Source organism: Acinetobacter sp. I-MWF (assembly GCF_025433935.1).
Lineage (GTDB): Bacteria > Pseudomonadota > Gammaproteobacteria > Pseudomonadales > Moraxellaceae > Acinetobacter > Acinetobacter guillouiae.
In genome coordinates, this window is record NZ_JAMBAR010000001.1 from 2,694,060 (window position 1) to 2,707,107 (window position 13,048).

At 36.4% G+C, this 13,048-nt stretch carries 12 protein-coding genes; 7 read left to right on the plus strand and 5 right to left on the minus strand.

Features of this window, described 5'->3' with window-relative positions:
- Positions 1-76: 76 nt before the first annotated feature.
- From tal to M2R48_RS12500, 3 genes are all read left to right on the plus strand, one after another.
- A complete protein-coding gene (gene tal / locus M2R48_RS12490) occupies positions 77-1,060 on the plus strand; it encodes a transaldolase (RefSeq protein ID WP_262086331.1) in 984 nt (327 codons plus the stop codon).
- A gap of 149 nt (positions 1,061-1,209) precedes the next feature.
- Complete coding sequence (gene leuE, locus M2R48_RS12495; protein ID WP_034618364.1) at positions 1,210-1,863, plus strand: leucine efflux protein LeuE; 654 nt, start codon at positions 1,210-1,212, stop codon at positions 1,861-1,863.
- Positions 1,864-2,153: 290 nt separating this feature from the next.
- Complete coding sequence (locus tag M2R48_RS12500; RefSeq protein WP_034617575.1) at positions 2,154-3,326, plus strand: benzoate/H(+) symporter BenE family transporter; 1,173 nt, start codon at positions 2,154-2,156, stop codon at positions 3,324-3,326.
- A 349-nt stretch (positions 3,327-3,675) separates the two neighbouring features.
- Here the strand turns inward: M2R48_RS12500 and map are convergent, their stop codons facing one another.
- On the minus strand, positions 3,676-4,470 hold the full coding sequence (map, locus tag M2R48_RS12505; RefSeq protein WP_004822201.1) for a type I methionyl aminopeptidase: 795 nt from the start codon (positions 4,468-4,470) through the stop codon (positions 3,676-3,678).
- A gap of 326 nt (positions 4,471-4,796) precedes the next feature.
- On the opposite strand from map, the gene brnQ reads away from it, so the two are divergent.
- A complete protein-coding gene (gene brnQ / locus M2R48_RS12510) occupies positions 4,797-6,089 on the plus strand; it encodes a branched-chain amino acid transport system II carrier protein (RefSeq protein ID WP_262086332.1) in 1,293 nt (430 codons plus the stop codon).
- A gap of 644 nt (positions 6,090-6,733) precedes the next feature.
- The gene (locus M2R48_RS12515) at positions 6,734-6,970 is read left to right on the plus strand and encodes a hypothetical protein (RefSeq protein WP_004719635.1); all 237 of its coding nucleotides are present in this window, start codon (positions 6,734-6,736) and stop codon (positions 6,968-6,970) included.
- A 53-nt stretch (positions 6,971-7,023) separates the two neighbouring features.
- Here the strand turns inward: M2R48_RS12515 and M2R48_RS12520 are convergent, their stop codons facing one another.
- Positions 7,024-7,482: a hypothetical protein gene (locus tag M2R48_RS12520; RefSeq protein WP_262086333.1), complete on the minus strand. Its 459-nt coding sequence runs from the start codon at positions 7,480-7,482 to the stop codon at positions 7,024-7,026.
- A gap of 126 nt (positions 7,483-7,608) precedes the next feature.
- Here M2R48_RS12520 and M2R48_RS12525 point away from each other — a divergent pair, with 126 nt between their 5' ends.
- Complete coding sequence (locus M2R48_RS12525) at positions 7,609-8,466, plus strand: alpha/beta fold hydrolase (RefSeq protein ID WP_262086334.1); 858 nt, start codon at positions 7,609-7,611, stop codon at positions 8,464-8,466.
- Positions 8,467-8,603: 137 nt separating this feature from the next.
- On the opposite strand, the gene M2R48_RS12530 is transcribed toward M2R48_RS12525, so the two are convergent.
- Positions 8,604-10,145 (minus strand): TerC family protein, encoded by a 1,542-nt coding sequence (locus M2R48_RS12530; RefSeq protein WP_262086335.1) that lies wholly within the window; start codon positions 10,143-10,145, stop codon positions 8,604-8,606.
- A 956-nt stretch (positions 10,146-11,101) separates the two neighbouring features.
- On the opposite strand from M2R48_RS12530, the gene M2R48_RS12535 reads away from it, so the two are divergent.
- The gene (locus M2R48_RS12535) at positions 11,102-11,566 is read left to right on the plus strand and encodes a MarR family winged helix-turn-helix transcriptional regulator (RefSeq protein WP_262086336.1); all 465 of its coding nucleotides are present in this window, start codon (positions 11,102-11,104) and stop codon (positions 11,564-11,566) included.
- A gap of 3 nt (positions 11,567-11,569) precedes the next feature.
- On the opposite strand, the gene M2R48_RS12540 is transcribed toward M2R48_RS12535, so the two are convergent.
- Both M2R48_RS12540 and M2R48_RS12545 read right to left on the minus strand, forming a co-directional pair.
- Positions 11,570-12,241, minus strand: coding sequence for an SOS response-associated peptidase (locus M2R48_RS12540; protein ID WP_262086337.1), 672 nt, complete (start codon positions 12,239-12,241; stop codon positions 11,570-11,572).
- 137 nt (positions 12,242-12,378) lie between these two features.
- A complete protein-coding gene (locus tag M2R48_RS12545) occupies positions 12,379-12,999 on the minus strand; it encodes a 2OG-Fe(II) oxygenase (RefSeq protein ID WP_004719624.1) in 621 nt (206 codons plus the stop codon).
- Positions 13,000-13,048 lie beyond the last annotated feature (49 nt).

A 13,048-nucleotide genomic window follows, 5' to 3' on the forward strand; every position in this document is an offset into this window, starting at 1 on the left:
TACATTTTCCTCTTTTGCTCAAATCGCATTGTGTTATAAATAAATCACAAATATTTTAACTAAGAAATAATCGGTAATGACACAATCTGCATTAGATCAATTAAAACGCTTAACCACTATCGTTGCTGATACAGGTGATTTAAACGCAATTCAACAATTTCGCCCTTTGGATGCAACGACTAACCCGTCACTCATTACAGCAGCAGCACAACAGCCTGAAAGTCGTGAGCTGATTGAAGATGCCTATGCGCAAGCAAAAAAAGAAGGTTATGAATTAGATGCGCTCGTCGAACGCACCATCGATATTCTCACCGTCAAACTGGGTGTCGAAATTTTAAATATTGTAGAAGGTCGTGTTTCAACAGAAGTGGATGCAGCCCTTTCCTATAATACCGAAGAAACCATTGCCAAGGCTAAAGAGCTACTTACATTGTATAAAGAATATGGGATCGACCAAGACCGTATTCTGATCAAGATTGCCTCTACATGGGAAGGTATTCAGGCAGCGAAAGTGCTAGAAGCAGAAGGCATTCATTGTAACTTAACCCTGCTTTTTGGTTTACACCAAGCCAAAGCCTGTGCAGATGCCAATGTTACTTTGATTTCTCCATTTGTCGGTCGTATTTTAGATTGGTTTAAAAAAGCTGAAAATGTAGAGAGCTATCCAATTGAGAAAGATCCAGGCGTATTGTCTGTTAAACAAATTTATCATTACTACAAGCAACATCAAATCAAAACTGAAGTGATGGGCGCAAGCTTCCGTAGCATTGACCAAGTTTTAGGTTTAGCAGGTTGCGACCTTTTAACCGTTGCACCGGGTCTGCTAGAAAAATTGAAAAATGATCAACGTCATGTGGTTTCTCAACTCAGCTTAGACACTGAACAGACTGCTCAAGAACATCAAGAGATCTCTAAAGCTGAATTTAAACAACAATTGGAAGCTGATTTAATGGCATTCCAATTATTGCAAAGCGGGATTGACGGTTTTATCAAAGCGCGTGAACAACTCGCATTATTATTGCGTCAATCTTTTGGCCTAGATGCTGATTTTATTGACTAATCTATGCTTTTAGAATGATTTATATAAATCTAAATTGTAGATGCGCTTTTGGTTAAAATTGCACTAAAATCGCTCACACTCTAAAGCCGAGTTTGTTATCATAAACGCTCGGCTTTTTTATTTCGCTTTTCTTATACAGTGAGAATGTTGTGTTTGGTATTACCGATATTGTGACATATATACTAGGGACTATTTTTATCGTCATTTTACCCGGTCCCAACTCATTGTATGTGATGTCAATTGCCTCTCGATTTGGGATTAAAACGGGCTATATTGGTGCCTTAGGCGTATTTACAGGAGATTTAATCCTGATTCTCTGTACTGTTTTAGGTGCTGCCTCTTTACTACATGCCTTTCCTTGGTTATTTATCATTCTCAAAGTTGTAGGTGCAAGCTATCTGTCTTATCTCGGTATTCGTTTGTTGATCGCAAGTATCAAAACTTGGCAGAGCAAACCACAAACGCTGCAAACAAATACATCGAATACTGCAACTCACGAACAATTTCATCCATTTCGAACAGCACTAACCATTAGCTTACTCAACCCAAAAGCAATTTTATTTTATCTTTCGTTCTTTGTTCAGTTTGTCGATCCTGATTACCCTTACCCTGCTTTAAGTTTTGCGGCACTTTCAGTGATTCTGCAAATCATCAGTATGAGTTATTTGACGATCTTGATCTTCTCAGGGGTTAAACTCGCCACTTTTTTCAATACACGCTACAAAATTGCTGCAGGTTGTGTTGCTTGTGTAGGCTTACTGTTCTGTGCCTTTGGAATAAAACTTGCCGTTTCAACGATGTAAGCTGATTTAGCTCAATAAATTTCCCGATTAAAAGCATTCTTTTTTGGATCGTTCTTTTGGATAAACTGCGCTTTCTATTCAAGATAATATCTAATCCTTATAAGTAGGTATAAATTACTTTCCACTAAACTATTTTAACTTTAAAAAGCCAAATTCTCCCAAAATGAGAATTTATTCAATTTTATTTTTCCTTTTGCTATTTAATTCCAATTAACCCTATAAGCTTTAAAATGATCCATGTATGATGGTTGCATTTTCAACCATTCAATCAAATTTAAAAGCAAGGGATCATGCAAAAGTTACTCCAAGACTTCTCTATACCTGCTGTATTTGCAGGTTTCATTACCTTCTTAATTGGTATCAGTGTTTCGGCTGTACTCGTTATACAAGCAGCTCAATTACTTGGCGCAAATCCTGAACAAATTACCTCTTGGTTTTGGGCACTCGGTTTAGGTATAGGTCTTTCAGGATTAATTCTTTCTTGGAAATTCAAATATCCTGTTGCCACCTCATGGTCAACCGCTGCACTTGCACTCATCATTGCCACTGCCAGCGGCTACTCACTCTATGAAGCGATTGGTGCTTTCTTGGTGAGCGGCTTACTGACTGCCACCCTAGGCTTTTTAGGCATATTTGAAAAAATTATTTCGTATATTCCCCAGAGTTTGACCAGTGCCATGCTTGCAGGCGTATTACTCAAGTTTGGTATTGCTCTATTCGCCAGTATGCAAAACGACTGGGCATTTATTCTCAGCCTCTTGGCGGTTTATATCATCACTAAACGGCTATGGGCACGTTATTGTATTGTGATTACCGTGATCGCTGGAATCATCATTTGTCCATTTTTTATGGAGTTTCATGTTCCAACCTTACATTGGGGATTGGCAAAACCAGTATGGATGACACCTGAGTTCACATGGTCTGCGATTCTAGGATTGGCACTGCCTTTATTTGTAATCAATATGGCATCTCAGTATTTACCAGGGATTGCGATGATTAAAAGTTATGGCTATAAACCCCATGTTAACCAACTTATTGGTTGGACTGGTACAGCGCAGACTTTGCTTGCACCATTTGGCTGTTATACCGTGAATATTGCCGCAATCAGTGCTGCTGTCAGTCTGGATGACCAAGTTCACCCAGACCCTGCGAAGCGTTATATTGCCGGCATGAGCTGTGGTTTCTTTTATATTTTGATGGGGTTATTTGCGGCAACATTGACAAGTCTATTGATGTCTTTTCCACATCTTTTTATTGTGGCATTAGCGGGGATCGCCTTGTTTGGTACGATTAGCCATAATATTGCGATTGCATTTCATGAAGTCAAAGACCGTGAAGCTGCACTGCTCACCTTCTTATTCAGTGCATCAGGTGTTCAGTTTTTTGGGATTGGTTCCGCTTTTTGGGGACTACTATTTGGCTTCGCTGTTTCGTTTATTTTAAACTTTAAACTTAAAAAATAGCATTTTGATCAATAAGATGAATGTAGGCTCATTCATCTTATTTTAAATTTGCAATCGTCGAATCAAAGCAAATCGAGAAGCGATAGACAAAAAAAAGCTTACCCTAGGATGGGTAAGCTAGAAAGCTTGAAACAACAATAGAAACTACAGCGAGAATCTGGAAGCTATCTTAGCGATTGGTTAATATTTAAACCAATACTTAAAAACACTTATTGGATATTTCTTAAACGAAAATACCCCCTAAAAGATCCACATTTCCAGCAAATAAAGTGAGAAAAATCTCATTTTCAAAGATAAAAAAACAATAAATCGCTGAGCATAATTCATTCATTAGACCAAAGTCTAAAGATTAAATCTCAGGGTAGTTGCCAGTGCCTTCAGGCCAAGGTGTAAGCAATTCAAATCCTGTATCTGTGACAGCAACCATATGTTCCCATTGTGCTGACAATGACTTATCCGCAGTAACCACAGTCCAGCCATCTTTCAGCTCTTTAACACTGGATTTCCCCGCATTAATCATTGGTTCAATGGTAAAAACCATACCCTTTTTAAGCACTAAGCCCTGTCCGGGTTGACCATAATGTAATACGTTAGGTTGCTCATGATAAATCTTACCAATCCCATGACCACAATATTCACGAACGATCGTATAACCTTCACGTTGCCCAACTTGTTGGATTGCATGACCAATATCCCCGAGTGTTGCACCGGGTTTGACCATATGAATCCCAGCCACCATTGCCTCATAAGTCGTTTCAACCAGTCTTTTCGCTTCAGGTTTAACTGTACCCACATAGTACATACGACTGGTATCACCAAAATAACCATCTTTGATAATTGCAACATCGATATTGATAATATCGCCATCATTTAAAACTTTGTGTTTTGATGGGATACCGTGACAGACCACTTCATTTGGAGAAATACAGGTGGTTTTGGTATAACCATAATATCCAATATTTGCAGGGATCACTTTTAGCGTATTGACAATAAAATCATTGCAAATATCATCTAAATACTCAGTCGTCACCCCTGGCTTCACATATTCACCAATCATTGCTAAAACTTGAGCAGCTAAACGCCCTGACACTCTTAATTTTTCAAGGTCTTGTTCGGTTTTAATGGTGACTGTAGAAGCTTTCATTGGATTTGTCCGCAAAAGTGAAAAAATATTATATGCCTTTTCAATACATTTAGGGCAATTTACCGCCTATCTTATTCAATAAAAATGCAAAATCAAGCACATAAATTTTAGAATGAGTATAATCTTTCCATATGATGATTTTATCTATTCTATTTTTTTTGAAAATTTTGATTTTTGAAAATTAACTGTGAATCATCCACATAAATATAATCAATATGACTAATTGGTTAAAATTTATAAAAAACGGGAATATTATCCATAAAATAAAATACAAAAAATAAGCTATTTCTACTAAAATCGCTGTTTTGCTTTTTCAACCACAGTTTATGACTAATCTCCGTACAAAGGATATTATTGCTTTAGGCTTTATGACCTTTGCCTTATTTATTGGGGCAGGCAATATTATTTTTCCACCCATTGTTGCTCAACAAGCCGGTGAACATGTATGGCTCGCAGCGCTAGGTTTTCTAGTCACAGCTGTAGGCTTACCAGTTATTACCATTATGGCACTTTCTAAAACTGAAGGTTCTATTGCGCTTTTAAGCTCGCCTTTAGGTAAAGTCGCAAGTTTAATACTGACCGTAGTGTGTTATCTCTCGGTTGGGCCATTATTTGCTACACCTCGTACTGCAACTGTTTCTTATGAAATTGGTTTTTCCTCATACTTTGGAAATGGTGGTACATCATTATTTATTTATAGTGTTATCTATTTTGCATTTGTAACTTTAGTTTCTCTTTATCCAAATAAATTATTGGATACAGTGGGTCATATTCTTGCGCCGCTAAAAATTATTGCACTGGCAATTTTAGGTATTGCAGCATTTCTGATCCCGACTGGTTCAATTTCTCCTGCGATCAACAATTACGCTACCAGTCCAGTTTCTGAAGGTTTTGTAAATGGTTATTTGACCATGGACACTTTAGGCGCTTTGGTTTTCGGTATTGTGATTATTCATGCCATCCACTCTCGTGGTGTCACAGATAAAAAGCTCGTAACCAAATATGCCATTATTGCAAGTTTGATTTCTGGTGTAGGTTTAACGCTAGTTTATCTCAGCTTATTTAAACTTGGTTTAGGCAGTCATGATGCTGCTCCAAATGCTGAAAATGGCGCAGTGATCCTGCATGCTTATGTTCAACATGCTTTTGGTGACTTAGGTTCTTTATTCCTGACAGGTTTGATTTTTATTGCATGTATGGTTACCGCGATTGGCTTAACCTGTGCATGTGCTGAATACTTCTCTGAACTCACGAAAATCCCATATAAAGTTTTAGTAATTATTTTGGTATTATTTTCATTGGTGATTTCAAATCTAGGTTTAACCAAACTGATTGCTTTTTCAGTCCCAGTACTCAGTGCAATTTACCCACCCGCAATTGTGGTCATTCTATTAAGCTTCTTTTGGGGCAAATTCAATAACCCAACCACGGTTATCGCACCTGTTACTGGTGTTGCATTTCTATTTGGTCTTATTGAAGGAATTAAAGTCACAAGCTTTAAAGACAGCTTACCTTTAATGATTCAAAACTTACCGTTAAATGAACAGAATCTTGCATGGGTGATCCCATCATTGATCGTGTTAATCATCTGTGTCGTAATTGATAAAATTAAAAAATAAAGCTTTTTAATTATCATCCTTAAAATTTGATTTTACCCAAATCTTATTTTAACAGTGATCAATAATTGTCATGTTTACCCCACAGGCCGTTATTGTTTGCGACACAATTTTTAAAGCGTCCTTTGATCCATCTTAGTGCTTCAAACATGTGATCTATGCACCTGAATAGATCGAATCAAGTTTTTCGCTATGTATAAAATCATTTGGCTTAAAAATACTAAAACTCAATTTTTATTTAGCACAGATAAATTCAGTCGCGTTGTTGCATTTTTTACATGAATGAACCGTTCTCCGTACCAAGATCGAATTATTTAAAAAAATAGTCAATTTTTTCGATTTTTGCATAAATATTGCATAATTTTTCATCAACTTTAGTCGAAAGTGCTTTCAAGACCTATTCAATTATTGTATTTTATTTTGATAACTGGCTCACACTAACTCCACAACAATTACATCATTTATATAAAAAATCACTCATATTTTCATTTTTTATAAAATAATCATCATTTGTAATAAATATGTCATAATTATTTTGAATAATAGAGGTATTTGCTCTTGAAATAATAATTAGATGTGGTACAACTGAATAAACCAATCCAGACTAAAACAATGTGGTTTTTGTCGAGCAGACAGGAGGAATGGGGATGTTATCAATACATTTCAATAAGCAAGTCTTCATTAATTCTTTGAAGACAAATACAAAACTGGTCATCTATCTAAGTACAACACTTGCACTTTTAGTGACTCTGTTTATTCATGGACTCATTCAAGGCAATTTAAAACCTGAATTTTTTGCCTATGCATTAGTCGTTTCTGCTGCCTTCTATGTTTGGGATGTAGTCGACCATAAATCTCGTAAACTCGCGAAGATTACAGAATAAAAGATGGATGCCATGCATCCATCTTAAATAAGAAAATTATAAAAATTTAAGTATTAAAACAAAGTATTAAACATTCCTAATAATAATCCTCCAGTCGCAATAATCTCCCCGAGTACCAATAACAGCATTGCTATACGTAACAATATTTTCGGTAATTGCATGGTTCCTAATTGGTGTGGTTGTTTGAATTGATTGGTCGTATCTTTTAAAAAACCATGCAAAACATAACTGGCGATTGAAAAGCTAAAAAAGAATAAATTGATCAAGACAAATATCAAATTTGTTGTTTCTGTCCAGCTTGAACAATAGGCCATTACCGCCAAAATCAAAGTGGCTGGAGCATAAAGCAAGCTACTGCGATGTGCGATATCGACATAATAATGCGCTCGGGCCATTTCTGATCGACTAATTTGGTAATATTTCCACACCCCTGTCAGCATACCTACCCATAGATAAATCCCGCTGAATATTAAAGCTAACTTTACTGACAAACCTAAACCCACAAAGTCCATTTAAAACACCCTAATTCCAACAGCTTAAAATATTTAGATTAGCTTTGACTCATAAGTCATACTTTGATCAAGTTTCTTTTTGGAACTTATGTAAAGTAATCATCAAAGCATACTCATTGAATTGTTATGAATACATTTGAAAATTTAACCATAACTTGTGCAGATAGCTATAGCTTAACTGCACGTTTTTATCCGGCAAAACAATCAACCCATCGATTGCCTATTTTAGTTTGCCCTGCAACAGGGATTACCCAAGGTTTTTATCATCATTTTATAGAGTGGCTTGCTCAACAAGGTTCAGATGTTCTGGTCTTCGATTTCCGTGGTATAGGTGAGTCCTTACACGGTCCTCTTCGTCAATCCAAAGCAAGTATCCAAGACTGGGGGCAACTGGATATTCCTGCGGCCATTGAAACTTTGCTGAATAAGACAGGAAAACAACAAGTTATACTTTTAGGTCATAGTGCTGGCGGACAATTATTAGGCATTGTTTCTAACTACAAGAAAGTGGCACAAGTGATTGCAATTTCAGGTTCTACAGGACATGTCAAAGGACTTAAAGGGCGAACCAAACATATGGCGCCTGTCATGTTTAAGATGATCTTCCCTGTTTCGAGCTTAGTCAAAGGCTATGGCGCAACCAAGTTTTTAGGCATGGGAGAAAATTTACCCAAAAATGTTGCAAAACAATGGGCTGAATTTTGCAGTAAACCTGGTTATGTGATGAACGCTATAGGTAAAACGATTTTCGAGGACTATCACAACGAAATTCAATGCCCAATTACGGTGTATTGGTCATCGGATGATGAGATCGCCACTGAAGCCAATGTCAAAGACTTACTTCGCTTGTATCCCAAAGCCACCACAGAAATGATAGAGCTTAAACCGAAAGATACAGGTCATAAAGTCATTGGTCATATGTTGATGTTTAAGAAATCACACCAAAATTTATGGCCAACGATGACACAAAATATTTTTAATTAATTTTTAGTTTTAAGTACTTAGATAAGTAATCCTATCTAAGTGCTCTTTTTATTCAAAAAAAATGCCTCATCAATGAGGCATTTTTCTACTTAGTTTTTATATCTGCAATATCTGCTTGCGGTTTAATCATAAAACAGTTACGAAAATTGTTCTGGACGGGTAATTTTTACCGTCTTGATCCGATTTTCATCCATTTCGATGACTTCAAACCAAATGCCCTCTTGTTCAATCTGAGTGCCTACTTTTGCTTCGCCTTGAGTCTTGTCTAAAATCAAACCTGCTACGCTAAAGTAACCTGAGTCTTCTTGAACCAGATCCAACATACCAAGTTCCAACTCAAGCTGATACAAGTCCAGCATGCCTGACGCCTTCCACGTTGTATCATTCAATTTGATCAACTCTAGCTGTTCATCTGCATCAGGGAACTCACCTGCAATTGCCTCAAACACATCCAATGGAGAAATCAAACCTTGGATATTGCCAAATTCATTACTCACCAAGACCAAAGAACCCTTAGATGTTCTTAAAGTATGAATCGCGTCAATTACTTTCATTTTTTCAAAAATAAAAATTGGACGACTACGTTTAAGTAAAGCTTGTAATTGCTCTGGTTCATCCAGCACATCAATTAACTCTTTAGCACGGACAACTGTAACCACTTTATCCAATTGTCCACGACATACTGGGAATAAACTATGTGGTACAGCCAAGATTTGCTGACGAATACTCTCCGCATCATCTTCAAGATCGATCCACGAAATTTGATTTCTTGGTGTCATAATTGAGGCAACTGAACGTTCAGCAAGGGTCAGTACGCCACCAACCATATAGCGTTCTTCATCACCAAAGGCTTTTTGAGCGGCTAAAGCTTCAGGGCTTTGTAATAAATCTGCATCCAGCTTGCTTCCCATCAATTTTAAAATTGAATCTGCGGTACGATGACGCAGTGGCGTTTTCGACTGATGCTTTTCAACATTACGGCTGGAAAACTGGTTAAAGGCTTCAATTAAAATTGCTACACCAATACCCGAATAGATATAGCCTTTCGGAATATGGAAACCAAAACCTTCCGCGATTAAGCTCACACCAATCAACAGTAGGAAACTTAAACATAGAATCACGACAGTCGGATGCTTATTGACAAAAGCAGTTAACGGCTTAGACGCAATCAACATCACAACCACAGCAATCGTTACAGCAGCCATCATCACGTAGATATTGTCGACCATACCGATCGCGGTAATCACTGAATCAAGTGAAAATACAGCATCTAAAACGATAATTTGCGCCACAACCGCCCAGAAGCTTGCATAAACAACTGCACCTGAACTTTTAACCTCAGGTTTGCCTTCCATTTTTTCATGTAGCTCAGTAACAGCTTTATAGACGAGGAACAGTCCACCGAATAATAAGATTAAGTCTCGACCTGAGAAAGACAACCCACCAAAGGTGATTAAAGGCTTGGTTAATGTGACCAACCACGAAATAATAGACAGCAAGCCTAAACGCATAATTAAGGCTAAAGATAAGCCAATAATACGTGCTTTGTCTCGTTGTTCTGGAGGAAGTTTATCTGCAAGAATGGCGATAAAGACCAGATTATCGATACCCAGTACAATTTCTAAAACAATCAGGGTTAAAAGACCAACCCAAATCCCAGGGTCTAATAAAAATTCCATTATTAGAGCTCCTGCTTATTATTATCAATATATAAAGCGGAGAAAAATAAATTTGACCTACACGACGACGGATCCATGAATGAAACCTTTTCAACTAAATTAGCTTAATTATGCACAATATCTTGCAGTTGTAATTATTTTTCACAAAAATTTTACATTTATTTAAGATTTTTCTTATGGGTAACTTAGTGATACAAGTGAATTCTGTGTAATCACTCTCCTCACAATGCGAATTTAATGCTTTATAGATGCCGATTCATCTTATTCAATTTAATTTTCACCCAATCTAACAAAAATGTCATTGGATTTTTTCAATATAAATTGTGTATAACTATAGTTATTAAATGCTACTTACCTTCTAAAGGTATAAATCGCTTTAATTTAATGAATGATTTTCAATCGGATATACAGGTATTTAGAGAAGAAATACTTAGATTTATTCACATTATGACCCAATCAACATGAATTAATTACAGTTAAGCCAAGTTGATTTCTTTCATTTTTCAGTTAAAATAACATCAGATGTTAATTTTTTTAACAAATAAGCTTGCTTTTAATATCATTTTCTTGGTAATTTTATAGTTGAGTAAGCCGAAATACATAGGATCAACCACTATGACACAAGGACATTTAATAAAAATCAACTTCTAGCGTTGCTTTTGAGACCTTGTCTTCAACAGCAAAATTAGAGTATGGATTTTTCTTCATTCCATATTGCATGAAGAAGCGACTAAATTTACGCAAAGTATTTCTACTTTTTTACCTAAACAGAGACAGTTATACAATGCTTTTACTTGATACTTTAGCTTAAGTTTACTTCAAGAAAAATTTACATTTCGTCAATTTTAATTGTTTTTTTCATTAAGTGAACTATCACATATTGATTCAAGTATTCAAAGTAAAATATGATTAGCGCTTAATATATGGCAATAATTACAAAAAACAGGGACCTCTAAATGACTAAAAAATATGCAAAATTTTTACCTACTGCTGAAAATTTTAACATCGAAAATTTCCCATACTACTGGATCACTCAAGTTCATTCGCAGTATGTTTTAAATTTAGATCACGTACTTAAAAAGTATGGGGTAGACAACTCGAGACGTCGATTATTGGTCGCGTTAGAAGCAAAACCAGATGCAAGTGTCTCAGAGCTTTCAGAAATGATCGTTTCAAAAATGTCAACGACGACCAAAATTGTGTATCGACTTAAAGAGGAAGGATTTGTCGAAACCTATTCTTGTGGACATGATGCACGTATCACACGGGTACATTTAACCGAATCTGGGCAACAAATGACCCATAAAATTAATGATTTAATGAGTGTTGTACTTGAACAGTCATTTGACGGTTTAACACCACTACAAATTGAAAAAACCATGGAAAATTTAAAAATCATCTTTAAGAATCTTGCACATTAATTGTTAAGATTCTTCATCAAAGATGTTCAACTGTGGCGAGTTTTTGTTATTCGATCTTTTGGGGCAATAAAAACACTCAAACTCAGCCACAGGGAACCCCTCAATAAAACTCAAAATATTGGGTTGCTGTAAACCCAACCATTCATCAAGTCGGTGATGTGGAATGACCACCACCGAACGTTTATCTGTTCGAGGTTCATGAAATTCACTCATCATCGAGTGGGTGTGGGCATCCATACTGATCATGGTGGCTGAACGAACAACTTCACCGGTTTTTAATCGGGTAATCTCATACAGTGCAGCAATATAAAAAGCCTGACCATCTTTACGTCGTACACCCCACCGTTGTGGTCGACCGTTGATATATTTGGATTCATAAAATTCTGTTACGGGGATCACACCAAATTGGCACTTGCTAAAAGCCTCGACAAAACTGCGTTTTTCCATCAGGGTTTCATTTCTTGCATTATAAGTATGTTTTGCAGCATCTTTATCCTCAGCCCATTTTGGCACTAAACCAAAGTTGACTAAACGCCACTCAAGCCCTTGATCGGATTTAAATAACAACGGCGTTTGAAAGCTTGGAAATATTTCTTCTTCATAAAGGAAAGGAATCGCAGGTAAGCCAAGCTGCTGAACTTGTAATAAGCTGATAGGTTTAAAATTGGCACACATAATAAGATTTAAAATATTGATTTATAATTGTTGAATTTATCTATTGCACTATCCATTGATGAGACATTGATAAAAACTTGAGACAGCTCACAATTTCAATTGGGGATAAACCGAAGTTTACCCTCTTCACTTAGCTTTTATCCAAAAATCTTTTTCACTTTGGCACTTAAGCCATGGAAAAACTTATGTTTTGCATTGGCTTTTTCGCTGGTCAAAAAGTTAATTTGAATAGATTGACGTTGCCCCTCATAAGGAATATAGCCATGCCAACCATTGTCAGTTACTTTAAATGCAACCAGTGAACCCGGACCTGCATTAATTTCAGTGACATAGTTATTGATGTCTTTATCATCATTAAGAATGCGTAAACGTCCATTCGGCGCATCCCAAGATTCATTTAAATAGATCAAAACCGTCAACAATTTGCTTTTTGAATCACTGTGAATCCGCCCATCTTTTTGACGAGAATAACCACGTAAAGTAATCATCATCGGATGTTCCATCACATTCACATCAAATTTATCTGTTAAAATTTGACGAAATTCTGGTGTATCCAATGATTTTAGAAATCGATCAAAATTAGGCTTAATTTCTACATCTTCGATGTTAAAGCTTCCGCCCTGTTCAATTTTAGGAAAGTCTTGGATTACCGCCTGGACTTCACTATCAGCCAAAGCATTTTCAACTACGAAATACGGATAAGGCGTACTCGCAACTTCAGCATTTTTCAGCGCATCTAATTTCAGAATTGATGTCATTTATAATTCAGCTTAATGATTAATTCCGTTAAATTGTATCAGAGATTTT